The organism is Candidatus Schekmanbacteria bacterium RIFCSPLOWO2_02_FULL_38_14 (assembly GCA_001790855.1).
GTDB lineage: Bacteria > Schekmanbacteria > GWA2-38-11 > GWA2-38-11 > GWA2-38-11 > 2-02-FULL-38-14-A.
Window position 1 is genome coordinate 65132 of the sequence record MGDH01000021.1, and the last position, 17449, is coordinate 82580.

The 17449-nt window shown below is 39.3% G+C and carries 18 protein-coding genes; 4 read left to right on the forward strand and 14 right to left on the reverse strand.

The features are described 5' to 3' along the window. The first annotated feature begins 136 nt into the window (after nucleotides 1-136). From A3H37_09915 to A3H37_09930, 4 genes are all read left to right on the forward strand, one after another. Nucleotides 137-1306, forward strand: coding sequence for an alanine transaminase (locus A3H37_09915; GenBank protein OGL49912.1), 1170 nt, complete (start codon nucleotides 137-139; stop codon nucleotides 1304-1306). Between the two features lie 17 nt (nucleotides 1307-1323). Next, the gene (locus A3H37_09920) at nucleotides 1324-2625 is read left to right on the forward strand and encodes a homoserine dehydrogenase (protein OGL49913.1); all 1302 of its coding nucleotides are present in this window, start codon (nucleotides 1324-1326) and stop codon (nucleotides 2623-2625) included. 190 nt (nucleotides 2626-2815) lie between these two features. After that, nucleotides 2816-4000 (forward strand): cofactor-independent phosphoglycerate mutase, encoded by a 1185-nt coding sequence (locus tag A3H37_09925; GenBank protein OGL49934.1) that lies wholly within the window; start codon nucleotides 2816-2818, stop codon nucleotides 3998-4000. 69 nt (nucleotides 4001-4069) lie between these two features. Beyond that, nucleotides 4070-5287 carry an aspartate kinase gene (locus A3H37_09930; protein ID OGL49914.1) on the forward strand — a complete coding sequence of 406 codons (1218 nt, stop codon included), beginning with the start codon at nucleotides 4070-4072 and terminating at the stop codon, nucleotides 5285-5287. Between the two features lie 222 nt (nucleotides 5288-5509). Here A3H37_09930 and A3H37_09935 read toward each other — a convergent pair whose 3' ends face one another. From A3H37_09935 to A3H37_10000, 14 genes are all read right to left on the reverse strand, one after another. Beyond that, nucleotides 5510-5761, reverse strand: coding sequence for a hypothetical protein (locus A3H37_09935; GenBank protein ID OGL49915.1), 252 nt, complete (start codon nucleotides 5759-5761; stop codon nucleotides 5510-5512). A gap of 12 nt (nucleotides 5762-5773) precedes the next feature. After that, on the reverse strand, nucleotides 5774-6565 hold the full coding sequence (locus A3H37_09940) for a hypothetical protein (GenBank protein OGL49916.1): 792 nt from the start codon (nucleotides 6563-6565) through the stop codon (nucleotides 5774-5776). Next, entirely contained in the window at nucleotides 6555-6986 is a 432-nt protein-coding gene (locus A3H37_09945) for a hypothetical protein (GenBank protein ID OGL49917.1), read from the reverse strand. The genes A3H37_09940 and A3H37_09945 overlap by 11 nt, the downstream gene beginning before the upstream one ends. Continuing rightward, nucleotides 6983-9607 (reverse strand): hypothetical protein, encoded by a 2625-nt coding sequence (locus A3H37_09950; GenBank protein ID OGL49918.1) that lies wholly within the window; start codon nucleotides 9605-9607, stop codon nucleotides 6983-6985. Before A3H37_09950 ends, A3H37_09945 begins: the two co-directional genes overlap by 4 nt. Before the next feature lie 4 nt (nucleotides 9608-9611). After that, nucleotides 9612-10448 (reverse strand): hypothetical protein, encoded by an 837-nt coding sequence (locus A3H37_09955; GenBank protein ID OGL49935.1) that lies wholly within the window; start codon nucleotides 10446-10448, stop codon nucleotides 9612-9614. Nucleotides 10449-10677: 229 nt separating this feature from the next. Further along, nucleotides 10678-11436, reverse strand: a complete 759-nt coding sequence (locus tag A3H37_09960; GenBank protein ID OGL49919.1) for a cytochrome B6 — start codon at nucleotides 11434-11436, stop codon at nucleotides 10678-10680. A 6-nt stretch (nucleotides 11437-11442) separates the two neighbouring features. Beyond that, nucleotides 11443-11949, reverse strand: coding sequence for a Rieske (2Fe-2S) protein (locus A3H37_09965; GenBank protein ID OGL49920.1), 507 nt, complete (start codon nucleotides 11947-11949; stop codon nucleotides 11443-11445). A gap of 24 nt (nucleotides 11950-11973) precedes the next feature. Next, nucleotides 11974-12477 (reverse strand): hypothetical protein, encoded by a 504-nt coding sequence (locus A3H37_09970; GenBank protein ID OGL49921.1) that lies wholly within the window; start codon nucleotides 12475-12477, stop codon nucleotides 11974-11976. Further along, on the reverse strand, nucleotides 12452-12910 hold the full coding sequence (locus A3H37_09975) for a hypothetical protein (protein OGL49922.1): 459 nt from the start codon (nucleotides 12908-12910) through the stop codon (nucleotides 12452-12454). Before A3H37_09975 ends, A3H37_09970 begins: the two co-directional genes overlap by 26 nt. An 8-nt stretch (nucleotides 12911-12918) precedes the next feature. Further along, entirely contained in the window at nucleotides 12919-13395 is a 477-nt protein-coding gene (locus A3H37_09980; protein ID OGL49923.1) for a hypothetical protein, read from the reverse strand. Between the two features lie 137 nt (nucleotides 13396-13532). Continuing rightward, the gene (locus A3H37_09985; protein OGL49924.1) at nucleotides 13533-14831 is read right to left on the reverse strand and encodes a hypothetical protein; all 1299 of its coding nucleotides are present in this window, start codon (nucleotides 14829-14831) and stop codon (nucleotides 13533-13535) included. 30 nt (nucleotides 14832-14861) lie between these two features. Further along, on the reverse strand, nucleotides 14862-15656 hold the full coding sequence (locus tag A3H37_09990; protein ID OGL49925.1) for a c-type cytochrome biogenesis protein CcsB: 795 nt from the start codon (nucleotides 15654-15656) through the stop codon (nucleotides 14862-14864). Next, nucleotides 15637-16788 carry a hypothetical protein gene (locus tag A3H37_09995; GenBank protein OGL49926.1) on the reverse strand — a complete coding sequence of 384 codons (1152 nt, stop codon included), beginning with the start codon at nucleotides 16786-16788 and terminating at the stop codon, nucleotides 15637-15639. Before A3H37_09995 ends, A3H37_09990 begins: the two co-directional genes overlap by 20 nt. Continuing rightward, nucleotides 16785-17435 (reverse strand): hypothetical protein, encoded by a 651-nt coding sequence (locus tag A3H37_10000; GenBank protein OGL49927.1) that lies wholly within the window; start codon nucleotides 17433-17435, stop codon nucleotides 16785-16787. Before A3H37_10000 ends, A3H37_09995 begins: the two co-directional genes overlap by 4 nt. Nucleotides 17436-17449: the final 14 nt, after the last annotated feature.

Sequence of the window (17449 nt, forward strand, 5' to 3'; positions counted from 1 at the left end):
ACTCAAAGTGCAAAATGCAAAGTTAAAGTTTAAAGATAAAAGTTGCTTTATCTGAAACAATTGAAAGATAATCTTAAAGTTTTGAACTTTGAGTTTTAGTTTTACACTTTGTATTTTATACTTTACACTAACAAAGATGGAAGAATTCCACAGAATAAAGAGGCTTCCGCCCTATGTTTTCGCCATCATTGATGAGATGAAATTTAAGGCAAGAAGAAAGGGTGAGGACATAATTGACCTTGGGATGGGGAATCCTGATCTGGAAACCCCCAAACCGATAGTTGAGAAATTGGTGGAGGCAGTAAGAAATCCAAAAAACCACAGGTATTCCGTTTCAAGGGGAATTTATAAACTCCGCATAGCAATCTCCGACTGGTATAAAAGAAAATATAATGTTGACATTGACCCGGATACAGAAGCAATTGTGACAATAGGGGTAAAAGAAGGGCTCTCGCATCTGGCACTTGCAATCATAGAGCCGGGAGATGTCGCTCTTGTTCCAAGCCCAACATATCCAATCCATTCCTTCTGCGTAGTTATAGCAGGTGGAAGCCTGAAAAGCGTAAAACTCTCAAGGGATTCAGATTTTTTTGAAAACCTTGTCAAAGCCTATGAAGAAAGCTGGCCAAGACCCAAACTTCTTATTCTTAGCTTTCCTCATAATCCAACAACAGAGGTTGTTGATATAAACTTTTTCAATAAAGTTGTTGATTTTGCCAGAGAACACGAGATGCTTGTAATCCACGATTTTGCCTATGCAGATTTTACCTTTGAAGATTACAAGGCGCCAAGCCTCATGCAGGTAAAAGGTGCAAAGGAAATCGGAGTTGAATTCTATACTATGTCCAAAAGCTACAGTATGCCCGGATGGAGGGTTGGATTCTGTGTCGGAAACAAAAAAGTAATCCACGCCCTGACAAGGCTTAAGAGCTATTTTGATTATGGAATCTTCCAGCCCGTCCAGATTGCAAGTATCATTGCTTTAAATGAATACGGTTCGTGCGTGAGTGAAATAGTCAAAACATATGAACTGCGTTGCGATACACTGATTTCAGGGCTGAAAAGAGCTGGGTGGAAAATAGAAAAACCAAAAGGGACAATGTTTGTATGGGCAGAACTCCCTGATGAATTTAAAAAGATGGGCTCTCTGGAATTTTCCAAACTTCTGCTTACAGAAGGGAAAGTAGCTGTATCACCGGGCATCGGTTTTGGCCCCTATGGAAACGGATTTGTAAGATTTGCACTTGTTGAGAATGAACACAGAATAAAGCAGGCAGTAAAAGGAATAAAAAAGATATTTCAGTAAAAAAAGAGGATGGAAAGATGAGACAGGTAAATGTTGGAATTATCGGATTCGGCACTGTTGGAAAAGGAACCGTTAAGGTTCTTTTAAACAATAAAGAAATTATAAGTGAGAGGCTTGGTGCAGAAATCAAAATAAAAAAAATTGCTGACCTTGACATAACTGCTTCAAGGGGAATAGAGATAAAAAAAGAACTCCTCACAAAAGATGCCCTTCAAGTCATAAATGACCCTGAGATTGACATTGTTGCTGAACTTATTGGCGGCTACAGTCCTGCAAAGGAATTTATTCTAAAAGCCCTGAAGAACAAAAAACGTGTTGTAACTGCAAACAAAGCCCTCCTTGCCCTTGAAGGGTATGAAATTTTCAAATGTGCACAGGAAAACAACATGAGTGTTGGTTTTGAGGCAAGTGTTGCAGGAGGCATCCCAATCATCAAAGCAATTAAAGAGGGACTTGTTGCAAACCACATTCAGTCAATATACGGGATAATAAACGGTACTTCAAATTACATACTCACAAAGATGACTGATGAAGGGAAAGAGTTCGGCGAGGTTCTGAAAAAAGCGCAGGAGATGGGTTTTGCAGAAGCAGATCCTACCTTTGATATTGAAGGAATTGATACATCACATAAAATTGCAATTCTGGCAACCTTAGCCTATGGAACCAGAGTTAACCTGAAAGAAGTCTATACAGAGGGAATTACTAAGGTTTCCCCTCTTGATATAAAATATGCCATGGAACTGGGTTATAAGATTAAACTCCTTGCAATTGCCAAGGATGTAAACGGTGAGATTGATGTAAGAGTTCATCCGACAATGGTTTCTCTTTCAAATCCTCTTTCTACAGTTGGAGGGGTATTTAACGCGATACGCGTTACAGGAGATGCAGTTGGTGAAACAATTTTTTATGGAAGAGGAGCAGGTGAATTACCGACAGCAAGCGCTGTTGTTGCAGATATAGTTGAAATAAGCCGTGATATCCTGACAGGCTCCAAGAACCGTGTGCCTCTGCTGTCGTTTCAGCCTGATTGCATAAAGGATAAAAAGATAAGAAAGATAAGCAAGGGCAGGTCAAGGTTTTATTTCAGATTTTCAGTGATTGACCAGCCAGGAGTTCTTTCCAAAATATCAGGCATTCTTGGAGATAACAATATCAGCATCGCATCAGTAATTCAGAAAGAAAGGAAAGAGGGAGAAGAGGTCTCTGTTGTTATAATGGCACATGAAGCCCTCGAAAAAGATGTTGAAAAAGCATTAAACCTCACAAACAAACTGCCTGTGGTGCTGAAGGATACGGTGTTGATAAGAGTCGAAGAGTAAATTAAAACGGAGTTTAAAATCCTAAAACATAAATCCCAAATTCTAAACAATATCAAAATACAAAATTCCAATTTTCAAAACTACTTTGAATTTATCTAATTTAAATTTTGAATTTGTTTGCCTGTCTGCCGGCAGGCAGGGAATTTAGATATTAGAATTTAGAATTTTTAAAAGATAAATGGCTCAAAGCATGAAGTACATAGTTTTACTTGGGGACGGGATGTCAGATTATCCCATTGCAGAACTCGGGGGCAAGACCCCCCTTCAGGTTGCAAAAGTACCAAACCTTGATTTTATAGCAAGAGAGGGAGTAGCAGGGGTGGTAAGGACAATTCCGCGCGGGATGGACCCCGGAAGTGACATTGGTACGCTCTCTGTTTTTGGCTATAACCCGAAAACCTGCTACACGGGGAGAGCTCCGCTTGAGGCTGCAAGCATTGGAGTAAATCTTGAAGCCTCGGATGTGGCATTCCGCTGCAACCTTGTCACAATTAAAAATGGCATCATGGATGATTACAGCGCAGGACATATAAAAACCGAAGATGCACGTGAGTTCATAAAACTTATAAACAGTTCTTTGTCTGATAATGAAATGAAATTCTATCCGGGGAAAAGTTACAGGCACTTAATGGTCTGGAAAAATGGAGAAGACAAGCTGAAACTTACTTCCCCTCATTCAATATCAGGAAAAGAAGCAAATGCTTATCTTCCAAAAGGAAGCAAAGCAGAAAAACTGCTGGCACTTATGGAAAAGTCCCAGAAGCTTCTTTCCTCTTCAGAACTCAACCGTTTAAGGATTGAAAAAAACAATAAGCCTGTCACAAGTATATGGCTGTGGGGGCAGGGGAAAAGACCGTCATTTAAAACCTTTAAGGAAAGATTCGGAAAAAGCGGAGCAGTGATATCAGCAGTAGATTTAATAAAAGGGATTGCAGTTTATCTCGGTTTTGATAATATTGAAGTCCCCGGAGCAACAGGATACCTTGACACAAACTATAGGGGTAAGGCAGAATATGCGCTTAATGCCCTTGAAGAAAAAGATTTTGTGTTTCTCCATGTTGAAGCCCCTGATGAGGCAGGACACAACGGGGATTTGAAAGCTAAGATAAAAGCTATTGAAGACTTTGATGGAAAGGTGGTAGGAGTAGTGCTTGAAGGAATTAAAAAACATAAAAAATATAAAGTTATGGCTCTTCCTGACCATCCAACTTCGCTGAGGTTAAGAGACCACACAGGAGAGCCTGTTCCCTTTGCAATATACAGCTCCTGCAATACTAAAGATGGCGCAAAATGTTTTGATGAAGAAGAAGCAAAAAAAGGCTCGTTAAAATTTGAAGAAGGACATAAATTAATGGAATATTTTTTAGGAATTTAAAACTAACTTAATAATAGGACAGGCGGGATGCCTGTCCATAAAATATGAATATTTTGGAGGTGAATTGATATGGCATTGGTTGTACAGAAATATGGCGGAACTTCAGTCGGTGACATTGAAAGAATTAAAAATGTTGCCAGAAAAATCGCTGAAGCCCGCAAAAAAGGGGATGATGTAATTGTTGTTGTCTCTGCAATGGCGGGAGAAACTGATAAGCTTGTAAACCTTGCTTACCAGATAACGGATTCACCAAATGAAAGGGAAATGGACGTGCTTTTATCCTCCGGAGAAAGGGTCTCCATTGCCCTTGTAGCAATTGCCCTGCATGCAATGGGAGTTAAAGCGCAGTCCTTCACAGGAAGGCAGGTTGGCATGATTACCGACAGCGCCCATACAAAAGCACGCATAGAAAAAATAACAGCAGAAAGAATCAAAGAGGCTTTGAAAGATGGTGCCGTTGCAATTGTTGCCGGATTCCAGGGCATAACTGCTGAAGGAGATGTTACAACCCTCGGCAGAGGCGGTTCTGATACTTCAGCAGTAGCGATTGCAGCAGCGCTTAGGGCTGATGTCTGCGAAATATACACTGATGTTGACGGTGTTTACACCACTGACCCAAAAATTGTTCCTGAGGCAAGAAGGATTGATAAAATTTCCTATGACGAGATGCTTGAGATGGCAAGCCTTGGAGCAAAGGTTCTTCAGATAAGGTCAGTAGAATTTGCAAAGAAATACGAAGTACCGTTATATGTAAAATCAAGTTTCTTTGAAGGCAAAGGAACATTAGTTACAAAGGAGAGTGATAGTATGGAACAGGTTTCAGTAACTGCAGTTACCTATAAAAAAGATGAATCTAAAATTTCAGTTAGAAGGGCGCCGGACAAACCCGGAGTTGCGGCAAAGATTTTTGGCGCCCTGGCTGATGCAAACATTGTAGTTGATACAATAGTGCAAAACATTAGCGTTGACGGCCACACCGACATAACTTTCACAGTGGCAAAAATTGAATCAAAAAAATCCCTTGATATAGTTAAAAAAATTGCAAAGGAGATAGGTGCAGTTGATGTCAGCATTGATGATAACATTGCAAAGGTTTCAATTGTTGGCTCAGGAATGAGAAGCCACTCAGGAGTTGCATCCAAGATGTTCTCGGCCCTTTCAAAAGACGGAATTAATATTCAGATGATTAGCACATCTGAAATTAAAGTAACCTGCGTAATTGAAGCCAAATACACAGAGCTTGCAGTAAGGGTTCTCCACGATACATTTAATCTTGAGAAGGAATAATCCTTCCAACGCCACAGAAAAATAATGGGGCAGGGCTTGTTCCTGCCCTCGGACAGCCATAAAGGCTGTCCCTACAAAATAAATTTATAGAAAGAGATTTTTCATGTTTTGGGAATTTTCAGAGGCACAAGATAAAATTTTTAAAACGGGCTCCCCTCTACAAATCATTTGGGAAAAGATGGATTAAAGGATCTCTGGAAAAATAGTTTTTCTTAAGAGCTGTTAAAGCTCCTCAGACTCCTTTGTCCATGGGGGAGCGCTTTTTCCCTCAGCACAGCTCACCATTAGACCGCAGATATCAGATTTTACTATATCCTTCTGCAGAATCGATCTTAAGGCCTCTTTTAGCCTATCTTTAAATTCTGGGTCTGGTTCTTTCTCATCTCTTTCGGCTATAAGGGAAAGCGCTACCACTACCAACTCTTCTAAAAGTTTATCAAGGCTTATCTCAATCTTTAGGTGAAACTTTGCCATCTCAATCCTCCTTTAAAAGACCTTTTTTCTTACCTCTATATCTTTTACAAAATTTATCTTACCCTTTTCTACCTCTACATCAGGGTCAAGACGCAGGCGCCTTATCCATGTTTCTTGGGAAGGGGGCTTCCAGAGGATTTTATATTTTCCTACAGGGATATTCAAAAATTTATAATAGCCATCATTATCTGTGGTGGTCTCAAAAACTACCCCTACCTTTATCTCTTTGAATATGCCAAAAAAGGAATCTGCCTGAAGGATCTTTGCTATCTTCACCCTGCAACCTTGAAGGGGTCTGCCAGAAGAAAGAATCCTTCCTGCCACATCTCCTACCTCTACTGGCTCTTCCTTTTCCCTTTCTGCTATCATCTCCTTTTCTATCTGCTCCTTGACTTGAGTCATTACCTCTTTTTTTATCAGCTCTTTTATCTCTTCTTTTTTTACCCCAGGCTCATCTCTTGCCTCTTCTGACCTCTCTTCCTCTCTTTCTTTTAAGCCTTCTTTCATCCTTGAAAATCTTATCACTATATGAGATTCAGATATCTCAATCACCTTTCCTTTAATCCCTTCATTTTTATCTTTAAAATAGATTATGTCAGGATCAGGGCCCTTTTTTCCAAAATCAAGGTTTAAAGATTTTATCTCCTCTTTTTTAAATTTTATCGTTATGGACTCATCATCCATATCAAGAAGTTCTCCTTTGCCCTCAAAGAGAGGGCTTTGCCCGGTTGAGATTTTTGTTAGAAAGATGCAGAGGAAAAGAAGAGATGATAATAAGAGAATTTTTTTAAAATTATTTGGCATTAGAAAGCCCCCTTATAAAATAGATGATATTTTTAATCTCCTCCTCATTAAAGGTATTTTCCCAGGGAGGACATAGGTTGGATTTTCCAAAAAATGCAGGGCCCTTGCTTATGGACTCAAAAAGATATTTATTAGATAATTTTTCCATATATCTTTTTTCAGTAAAATTCCTGGGCTTTGGAGAGAGTTCAGTTGCAACATATCTTCCATTTCCATCCCCCTTTTCTCCATGGCAGGGACTGCAATATTTTAAAAAGATTGCCTTTCCCTTTTTCTTGGCCATGAGGGCAAAATTTGGATTATTCCCCTTTGCCTCATTTTTATCTTTTGAAATTTCACAGCCAAGAGACAAAAATAACAGTATACTTAAAAATATCAACAACTTTAAGAAAAAAGCCAGAATTCTACAATTTTTTATCATTTATCTTTAAAAGCTAATTTTTCTCCATTTATTTTCTTTTTATCTGATGCCAAAAAGGCTGTAAGAGAAGTAGCCTCCTCCTCAGATAAACCGAAGATAGGTTCTGCTGCTTGGGCGGTAAAGCGATGGGGGTCTTTTATATACTGATATATGTAATTGGAATAAAGCCTTTTTCCTGCTTTTGTTAGATCAGGTCCTATGACTCCACCTATCCTTCCCATCTGATGACAGGTATGACAACCCTTTTCAAAGAAGAGCCTCTCTCCCTTTTCTTTTAAAGAAGGCTCGCCTATCTTATCCTCTGAAAATAGCTCTTCCATCTCTTCATCAATCAATTGAGCTTTTATGTAATCAGTAATTGTCTCCACTTCTCTCGGTGTTAAATTCCCCTGAATCATATTTTTTTCAGAAGAGATATTGAACTGAGGCATCTGCTGGAGAAGCGGTCTTATTATATTGGGCGAACTCAAAAAATTTTTAAGCCATTCTCTCTTTGCCTTGCTCCCCACATAGGTCAAATCAGGGGCATAGTTTGCGCCGACTCCCCTTATCTTATGACAGGTGAGGCAGTTGATATCCTCTGCTATTAAGCCGAAGTCTCCTGAGGGCTTATAACCCTTCCATTTAAATGGGTATTTTAAATTTTGGATATCTCTTCTCTCCTTTAATCCCAATAAAAATGTAACAATTCCCTTTAACTCCTCTTCATTAAAATTAAAATAGGGCATCTTTAACTTTTCATCCTCATTTTTGACCTTTCCTTGATCAAAGATTCGCGGGTCTTTTAGTTTCTGATAAAGCCAGTCATCGAGGGTATGTTCCATCTTTCCCTCAAGCAGGGCAAAATCAAGCCTGTCAACCGCCTTATCTCCGATGTTTGAAAGCTCAGCTCCCACCTTTCCCTTTTTCTCCATCCCTTTTATATCATGGCATCCAGAGCAGCCGTATCGCCTGATTAGACCCCTGCCCTTATCTATAAAATGACTACCTATTGAGGGTTTTGCCTTTTTTATCTGAAAAGTCTCCTCAGCTTGAAATTCAGGATCCCTCATAATAAATTCTATAAGAGCTCTTATCTGGCCATCAGTAAATCTATATCTGGGCATTATGCTTTTGAGAAAATATTTCTTTGGCTCCTTTATCCAGGAATAGAGCCAGTCCCTTCCAATTTTTTCAGTTATATTTCCCAAATCAGGTCCTATGTCAAAGGCTCCTCCAAGACCATTCAAGGAATGACATATAGCGCACCTTGATTGGCCCCATAATCCTTTTCCCTTCTGATAGAGGAGATCCATTGCATTAAACTCCATATCGCTCATCTCATCTTCCCTTTTTAAAAGATATGGGTCCCAGTGGTATTTAGGAAGAGGCGCTTCATTTATGCTTTTTAAATATTCTATGATCTCAAAAATCTCTTGGGAATTTAATTTAAATGTCGGCATCCTCGGACTTGCGAGAGAATTTTTTGGCTCAAGGAGCCAGTTAAAAATCCATATTTCATTGGTCTTTAAAGTTACATTCAAAAGTGGTGGCCCTATCTTTCTCTTTTTCTCAAAGCCTTTGACATTGTGACAGCCATAGCAACCCCTCTTTTCAAAGAGGCTCCTGCCCAAGTTTAAGTAAGGCGCATCTATTAATTCTTCTTCTCTTTCATGACATTTGTAGCAGGAGGCTTCAATATAGGTTAAAGAAAGTTGGGGATATTCCCAGTGTTCAAGCCTTTTCCAACCGAATCTCTCCTTCCATTGTTTTTTCTTTGTTTCACCAGAAGGGGTATGGGAGGCATCAGTAAAACTATCAGCAGGACCCTGGCCCTCATGGCAGATGGTGCATCCGAATTTAGCTAATGGATGGGGAGACTTACTTGAAATAAAAAGCCTTAAATTGGGATGTCTCCTATAAGGCTGTCTCTCTTCTTCAAAACCAGCTTTATCTATGCCCAAATGACACGAGATGCATCTATCAACCTTATCTGGGATTTCATCATTATCAAGATCAAGGAGAACCTGTTTTATCGCTATCGGTTCTTTTTTTATATTCTCTTTTTTCTTTTCTATCTGCTCTATTTCAAAAAGAAATTTATTTTCCGTTTCGCTTAAAATCCCTCTTTTCCCTTCCATGGATTTTATCTTTTCTTTTATCCCTTCAAGGCTTTTCTCGTAATTCAAAACTATGGGTTTTGATTTTGTCATCTCGCCCTTCCATCTTTTCATAGCTTTCCATTGGCTGGAGGTTTCTTTCTTTTTATCTTTTAATTTTTCAAAGAAATATTTGACCGCATCGTATTCACTTTTGGCAAATTGATATGCCTGGTCTTTTTTGTAAAGGTTATATTCAAGATCCCACTGTTCTTTGACTAACTTTTTGTATGCTACATCTTTATTCAACTCTTTTAATAATTTTTCCCTTTTCAATCCCTTCTTCTTTAATTCTTCTCCCGAGAACCCGAGTTCGCCTTTAACCCTTTGAAAAACATCTTCTTTTGCCTTATCATTTTTTTTTAATTCCATGGACTTGAATTCCCTCTGATATTTTTTCCATTCCCTGTTATAATCATCCTCCAATGACCAAAGGAAGGTCAAAACCAGAAGAAGGGTTGAGATGACAAAGGCTTTTTTCATAGGATTAAATATTAAACCAGGGAGTGACTATCAGATATTTTAAATTTATGGTCCATGTTAAAAACATCTTTATAGGCAGAGCAAGCATTATCAAGAGAAGAACTATGGTTATTACAAACCGTAAAAATCCGAGGCTTTTATAAAAATCTCTCTTTAGGATAGCTAAGATCAAAGGTAGACCAAAAAAATAAAGAATTAGGAGAAAAAATCCAGGAAGTTCCCTGATAATCCAGTGGCTTTTAGGGTTGAGGCCTAAAATTTCTGAAAGGTTTACATTTGTTAAGGGTTCCACTTTGTAAGTGTCCCATTTTTCATAAGGGGAGAAAAAGTTCCAGCCAGGTCCCCTCAAAAAGGTTCCCACAATTATTAGAAAAACCCAGAGGATTAAAAACCCGAATAAGAATGTGGTTACTGCAAATTTTCTTTCAGAGAGGGTATAATAGCCATTCCCTTTTGGGTTTGTATCAATATAGGGAATCGCCATAAGGCCAAAAATGATAAGAAGGGGTAAAAGAACACCTGCTATCCAGGGGTCATAATAGACAAGCATCTCTTGAAGACCTAAAAAATACCAGGGAGCCTTAGCGGGATTTGGAGTCTTTGTAGGATTTGCAGGCTCCTCTAAGGGAGCATCAAGGAGGATGGACCAGACTGTTAGAAAGACAGTAACAAGGATCATAACTATGAGTTCTCTGAAGACCAGCTCAGGCCAGACATGGACTTTCTCAATCGCTTTAGGATTTGATTTTGTTCCCCCATTGTTTTCTAATTTTTTTGCAACATCATTAAGACTTGCCTTTTTTAAGCCAAGATAAGTGAAAAAAATGACCAGAAAGAGCATAAAAGCAATTGCCACATTATCCGGTTTTGTTATTATCTTTTTAAAATTTTCATTAAAACAGGAGATGATAAAATATATTAAGATAAGAATACCAAGAAGAACAGAGAACTTAAGGGAAGTTATAATTTTATAAAATTTAAGGATTAAAAAAAAGATAAAGATAACTAAGGAAAAAGAGATTCTCGGATCAAAGAGAAAGTTTAAAAAATCAATCATAAATTATAAAGAATTATAAAGGGCCTGAAATCCCGCCATCCTTTCTTACCCTCCAGAAATGGATGGCCATTAAGATCCCTGCAACCAGAGGGATTCCGACGCAGTGCCAGACATAGAACCGCAAAAGGGCATTTCCTCCAACAAACTTGCCGCCTATAAGGGCAAATCTGATATCAGAGCCCGCATCAACTATTGCAAAGGGTCCCTCATGGCCTAAAAATGGAGTTGCCCTCGCCATATTGGTTCCAACAGTGATTGCCCACATAGCTAACTGATCCCAAGGCAATAGGTATCCGGTAAAAGATAAGAGAAGGGTTAAGACCAAAAGGACAACACCGAGCACCCAGTTAAATTCCCTCGGTTTTTTATAAGAGCCTGTCAAAAATACCCTGAACATATGAAGCCAAACAGTTATCACCATCCCATGACCTGCCCATCTGTGGAGGTTTCTTAAAAGCATCCCAAAGGGAACATCAAATTCTATATATTTCATATCTATGTAAGCTTCCCTTGCTGTAGGGTGATAATAAAACATCAAAAGCAGGCCTGTTATGGTCTCCACGATGAAGAGAAAAAAGGTTATTCCTCCCATGCACCAGGTGGAGGAGAGCTTCAAGCCATCTTTTCTTAACCGTATTGGATGGAGATGCAGGAAGAAATTGGAGACAACAGCTAAAGCTCGGTTTCTCGCGGTTTTAGGAAACTCATGCCTGAATATCGATTTATAAACCTGACTTTCTAAAAGCCTCTCGATAAAATTTTTTTTGTCCATAGTAGTTTAAATTCTCAAAAAGGCTTCAGGATTTTCCCATTCTTCTTTTTCAAATAGAAACTTTGAGCTCTTATCAATGAGGATTTGACCATCCTCAGCCAAAGTTATCTTAAATTTTTCTAAGGGCCTCGGTGCAGGGCCCTCAAAATTTCTTCCATCTCTGTGAAAACCACTTCCATGGCAGGGGCATTTGAATTTATTTTCTGCCTCAAGCCAGTTAGGGGTGCATCCTAAATGCGTGCAGACTGTTGAGAGGGCAAAAAACCCCTCCTTTTCCCTGACTATCCAGACCCCAAATTTGTCTACCCATTTTGTGCTGACGCCTGAGGAATACTCCTCAGGAAATCCTGCTTTGAAAGAGGACAAGGGCTCAAAGAGGACATTGGGGAAAAAAAATCTGATAGTAGCTGCAAGGGATCCTGTAAGGGTTGCAAAAAAGGCTGCCCAAGCAAGGCCGAGTGATGTAAAAATTTTTAAAAAATTTCTCCTCGAATATTGGCTATTTACGCTCATTTATGCCTCTTGCATGTCAGACCTTTACCTCTTGATCATCTCTAATGCCCAGGCTGATACCTTTTTTATACCTTCATCCCTCTCTTTGCTTAAATTTATAAGACAGCTTTGAGCCCTTTTTTCTTTAAGGTTTCCCAGGGCCAGAATAGAACAGATCTTAAGCTCTCTTTTTTTGCTAAAAAGGGCCTTTATTAAAAAAGGAGATGCCTTTTTATTCTGCATCTTTCCTAAGGCTAAAGCGGCAAACATCTGAATCTTTTCATCTTTATTTTTTGAAAGCAGATTTATCAGCTCGTCGACAATTTTTGGGTCTTTAGATTTTTGTAGGGAAAAGACCCAGGCTGCCTGCCATCGCCTGTTGTCTTCATAACCTTTTATCTTTTGTAAATATTGAAGTCCTCCATCCCTTTCAAAAAAATAAGCTGATATAAGTAGAAAGCTAAAAACTCCTGATGAAACAATTAAGAAAGGGAGAAGGAGCATCTTTGATATAAATCTTATACTAATCCATTTTTTGATATCCCTCACCCTCCTTTATCCCTACACTCACCCTCTCTTCTATTCTTATTGCCCTTTTTATGCATATCTCCTCACAGAGGCCGCAACCAACGCATTTTTTAAAATCGACTTTGACAACCTTATCAAAACTCTCTCCATGAGGATATTTAATAAGGGTCAGAGAACCAAAGGGGCAGATTCCAACACAGTTCTCGCAGCCATTGCAGTCATTAATATTTACAATGGCTTTAGGCATCTCCTGCGGTGAAATCCTTTCTATGACCTCTCCGAGACTATTAACAATTGCTGATTGCGGACAATATCTTCCGCAGACACTGCAATCAATACAAAAGTTTACATCTATAAAATACATCTTTTTCCTCTCCCCAGAAATAGCAGAAACTGGGCATTTGATAGCGCATACTCCGCACCCTACGCATTTCTCTGTTATAAGATGTGCCATTAGCCCTCTTATTTTCTAACTAATTTGCTGAATTCCACCTGGATTTCCTTTGAGGCCTCCACAGTGATCTCCTGACTCTGGGGCCTCAATTTCTCATGCCAGACTGTTATTTTATATTTTCCAGGAGAGACATTTTTAATTATAAAATCCCCTTTTCTATCAGTCAGGGAAAAATATGGGGTCTTGCAAACAATGATATAGGCTGACATCTCAGAATGAACATTGCATAAAAGCGGAACAACACCAGGCTCATCGAATTTGACCTCTTTCACAACGCCAACATCATAGGTTCCTAAATTAAAAACCTTTGCTGAGCCCTTTGGAGAAAAGACATTGTGCCTTACAGTATCAGAATTGGGAAAATCCACAGTTGCTCCAACAACAATTGGCAACACATGGGGAATGAAGACCAGATTCTTCTGGTCCATTATGGCATGCTCTTTTGGAGAATCAAATTTTTTGTCAGAGCCGTTTTCAAGATACACCACTGCCTCAAGTCTTGAAACCCAGGGGCTTTTGACCTTACCTGTTATAGTCCCTCCTCTCTCTTCTCCTAAACCCTTCTGTGCAAAAAACAGGATGATTAAAATAAAGATATACTTTTTTATTTTCTCCCTCCTTTTTAAAAAGCAAAATCAAGCCTTGCTAAAAAGGCATCCCTGCTATTATCCTCGCCTTTTCTTATCCTTGAACCATCAACGAATTCTCCATCTACAACCACCTTTAAATTTGCCCTTATGGAGACGGTGGCGCTTACTATAAATTTTTTTATCTCATTTAAATCTTCTGAATTCGGGCCTTTAAAATTTAAATCCTCAAATCTCAGTGCACCGACAAGCCATGGGAAAAAGACATAATTTGCCTCACAAAAAAAGAGGCTGCTTCCAACATCAAATCCGTCATTGGCAGGGTTTTCATCATCGCCCCAAAGGTATGCACCGACCAAATCAAGGTCTTGGTAATTGATCCTGAAATCGACTCCGAGCCTTATAAAATCTATGTTATATTTTCTGCCCAGTCCTGCTACATCGCTTGCGGTATTTGCTCCAAAATAACCAAAATGGCCAACAGTTATGGAATTGTCCTGCCAGTTCTCTGTCTGCTTTAAGGATTCCTCAAGCTCTGCGCCTGCTCCATCAAAGCCCATCCCCCACAGTTTAAAAGCAGTCCTGTAATAAAAATCCTTTTTTGAATTGTTGTCAGGAGAATCACCGGACCCATTGGTCAGACCAAAAAGGTATTTAAATCTGCTAAAAAGGACTCCATCTATTTCAAATCCACTCTGCCTATCAAATTGAAAATTATTTGCATTTCCATTGGCAAACTCCAGATTAAAGGTGCTAAAGAGATTCTGGACTACAGTGAGCCGTCTCTCATTTGAAAAGGCTACAACACCAGGTTCAAAGAGGCCGATCCTCAAATTCAGAGCATATCTTGGAATTTTATTATCAAAGAGATTGTTAAATTGGATATAGACCCTTCGTCCCTCACCTATGTGGCCAAAAAAGGAGATATCCCTTCCGAGAGTCCCTCCCACCAGGAAAAGAAAGGTCTCAGGAAAGGTAAAATCACCCTTTACATCACCCTTCTCCCTCTGCTTTATGGCAAACCTTGTCAAGAAGGCGATGGGAGGAAGGTGAGGGAACTCTCCAGGCCAGACAGAATAGGGCCACATCATTTTCCACTCCTCAGCTCCGAGGCTTACAGGCTCATCCTTCACATAGATTTCGTCATCCTGGGGGATCTGAAAGCCATTGGCCCTAAAAGCCTCTCCAAAATCATTAAGCTTTGGAAAGACCACATGGCAGGTAGTGCAGGATGTCCTGTATTTTCTCGCAAAGGCTGGAATCGCTCCTCCCTCCTTTTCAAGAATTAAGGAAAATATTAAGCTCGCTATAATAAAAATAAATAACCTTTTCAACTCTTCTTAACCTCCATTTCTTTAAAAACCTCAAGCATAGCTATGAAGTCCTGGCAAGAAATAGGTTACTCCCAAATAGGTAAAAATGACGGATAAAAAGCCTATGATGGAAATAAAAGCAGCCCTTGCTTCCCTCCATCCCATAACAAATCTCAAATGGAGATAGGCAGCATATATAAACCATGTGATCAGAGACCAGGTCTCTTTTGGATCCCAGGCCCAGTAAGAACCCCAGGCCTGCTCAGCCCAGATAGCGCCTGAGAGGATTCCGAGGGATAAAAATGGAAACCCGAATACAACGGATTGATAGCTTATTTCATCGAGGGATAAAAGAATTGGATCCCTTTTTGGATTTTTAGATTTTGCTTTAAAAAAATATAAAAGGCTTGTAATAAAGGATAATGTAAAGGCAGCATATCCTAAAAAGCTCACAACTACATGGAAGATGAGCCAGTTGCTGCGAAGCGCAGGAATCAGAGGCTCAACCGACTTATCAAAAAAAGAGGAGTAGTTTAAAATGAGCAAAGCGGATATTGAAACAAAAAAATCCAAAAAATCAATTTTAAAAATTGCCTTGAAAATCAAATAGACAAAGACCACTGCCCAGGAAAAGAATACGAGGGATTCATAGATATTAGAAAAGGGTGGCCTTTGGGCCTCGCGCCATCTCTCTATGATGCTTAAGGTCTCAATAGCAAATCCTAAAGAAAGAATGGAAAAAGCTATCTTTTGGATAAAATCCTTTTTAAAAGCCCAGTGGATTCCATAGAGGATGCTTGATGCTAAATAGAACCCCATTGTTCCATTAAGAAGCCCTGTAGACATCCTTCCTCCCTTTTGAGTAAAATCTCGGATATAGATGAAAGCCTAATCCTAAAGTGAAAAGAAGAAATCCAGCATATATAAAAGGAACTGAAGGATCCTTGACGATCTTTAATATTGTCCATTGATAGGCAATAGGGTCATAATCATACTGGTAGAAGCTATATCCCATAAATTTTAGGGGGGCATTTACCTTGACAAGGCCTTCTGTGCTATCCTCTTTGCTAAAAATTCTTATGCTGCTTATAAGGTCTCTGATATCAGGCTCTCTTTTGTAGTAGGTCAAGATATTTTCATCTGCCTTGATATTAATATCAAGATAAGGATTATTGGAGAAAAGCCATCTTATATCCCTTTTGCCAAAAGGTTCTATGATAGCAAGCTTTAACGCAGGACCCTTTAATGCCTTTATCTCTCTTACCTCTATTGGAATGCTCGCATCTTTTGAAAAGTCAGGGGTTTCCTTTAAGATCAAAATCTTGTAAGGGGTCCCCTCTAACTTGAATTCCCTTTTACCATTTAAAACAAAATCCCATGTAATATTTTTTTCTAAGAGGGTTATCTTAAGACGGCTTTTGAAATTCTTGTATGTTTCCCTCGTAAAATCCTGCAAGATAATATTAAAATCTAAGGACCTTGGCTTATTATATCTATCATAGAAGATATTTGCCCTTTCTCCCTTCTTAAGTTTTACAAGCCCTTCCTCCCCAAACATAAGTCCAACAAGACCTCCAGCAGCAATCAATATAAGGCTTAAATGGAGGAGGATCGAGGGGATAGGTATAACCTTCCGTTTAATCCTTAGAGCAGTGCACAACAGAAGATTCTGGGAAAAAAGAAAAAGGAGAAAAATAAACCAGAAGGAGTGGTAGATGTCATTAATAGAGAGAAGACTTATTAATTTATAACCTATTCTTCCAAATCTCCCCTCATAATAGCCTTGGGGATGGTTTTGGACTATTACTGTTCCTAAAAAAGAGCTAATGCAAATGATGAGCATCAAAAATATCCCTGTCTTCATCGAAGAAAGGAAATTAAATATCGGATAAATTCTCACTATAAAACCTTTCTCAGTATGAAACAGTCCCCTTAAATTTATTTGAGCATCAGCTTCCATATTTTTAAAACCCTTCAATTGTTCTTTGCTCCCTGGTCTATCCAGTTCTTAATTTTCAGCTGATCCTCTATTGACAGATAGGGTCCGCCTTGGGGCATCCGCTCTCCTACTGGAGGCTTAGGCATGGATACTTTCTGATATATGAGGCTCTTTGTAGCATTTTTCGGGACAATTTCTGGATTGGTATTATTGTTATTACCGCCTAAAATTAAGGTATCATAAGAATCAAGCCTTAAACCACCAGAGCTATTTCCTCCTCTGTGGCAGGAGCAGTTGGCAGATAGGATTGGAAGGATATGGGCATGGAAAGAGATTTTTTTTATCCCGCCATTACCTCCATTGCCATTTCCTCCGTCTCCATCTGGGGGAGGCTCCTCTTTAGGAACAGAGGGAACAAAAACAGTGCTCGCCTTTATTTGTTCAGGCAGGTAAAAAAGAAAATCAACCTCTTCTGTTGGTCCACTTACTGCCTGATAAGCTGGGGCATTTCCCTCCTTGTTTATGTTGTCTTGGTAGGTGGCTTTTCCTTTGTCGTTGATTATTGTTGCAAGGGTGTCATCAAAGCTTGATGCTGAGATAAAGTGCATATCATCAGCAAAGCCTACTGGATTTGTCCTTGCTGACTTCCACTGCCAGATATCCACAGAGCCAGCCGTTGTCCTCATCCTGGGCTTTGGAC

Bases quoted from the DNA above. Each gene is read 5' to 3' on its own strand.
- A3H37_09915 (OGL49912.1), top strand. From the start codon at position 137: ATGGAAGAATTCCACAGAATAAAGAGGCTTCCGCCCTATGTTTTCGCC.
- A3H37_09960 (OGL49919.1), bottom strand. From the start codon at position 11,436: ATGGACAAAAAAAATTTTATCGAGAGGCTTTTAGAAAGTCAGGTTTAT.
- A3H37_09990 (OGL49925.1), bottom strand. From the start codon at position 15,656: ATGTCTACAGGGCTTCTTAATGGAACAATGGGGTTCTATTTAGCATCA.
- A3H37_09945 (OGL49917.1), bottom strand. From the start codon at position 6,986: ATGATAAAAAATTGTAGAATTCTGGCTTTTTTCTTAAAGTTGTTGATA.
- A3H37_09965 (OGL49920.1), bottom strand. From the start codon at position 11,949: ATGAGCGTAAATAGCCAATATTCGAGGAGAAATTTTTTAAAAATTTTT.
- A3H37_09930 (OGL49914.1), top strand. From the start codon at position 4,070: ATGGCATTGGTTGTACAGAAATATGGCGGAACTTCAGTCGGTGACATT.
- A3H37_10000 (OGL49927.1), bottom strand. From the start codon at position 17,435: ATGAGGACAACGGCTGGCTCTGTGGATATCTGGCAGTGGAAGTCAGCA.
- A3H37_09940 (OGL49916.1), bottom strand. From the start codon at position 6,565: ATGCCAAATAATTTTAAAAAAATTCTCTTATTATCATCTCTTCTTTTC.
- A3H37_09955 (OGL49935.1), bottom strand. From the start codon at position 10,448: ATGCTCTTTCTGGTCATTTTTTTCACTTATCTTGGCTTAAAAAAGGCA.
- A3H37_09920 (OGL49913.1), top strand. From the start codon at position 1,324: ATGAGACAGGTAAATGTTGGAATTATCGGATTCGGCACTGTTGGAAAA.
- A3H37_09950 (OGL49918.1), bottom strand. From the start codon at position 9,607: ATGAAAAAAGCCTTTGTCATCTCAACCCTTCTTCTGGTTTTGACCTTC.
- A3H37_09925 (OGL49934.1), top strand. From the start codon at position 2,816: ATGAAGTACATAGTTTTACTTGGGGACGGGATGTCAGATTATCCCATT.
- A3H37_09975 (OGL49922.1), bottom strand. From the start codon at position 12,910: ATGGCACATCTTATAACAGAGAAATGCGTAGGGTGCGGAGTATGCGCT.
- A3H37_09935 (OGL49915.1), bottom strand. From the start codon at position 5,761: ATGGCAAAGTTTCACCTAAAGATTGAGATAAGCCTTGATAAACTTTTA.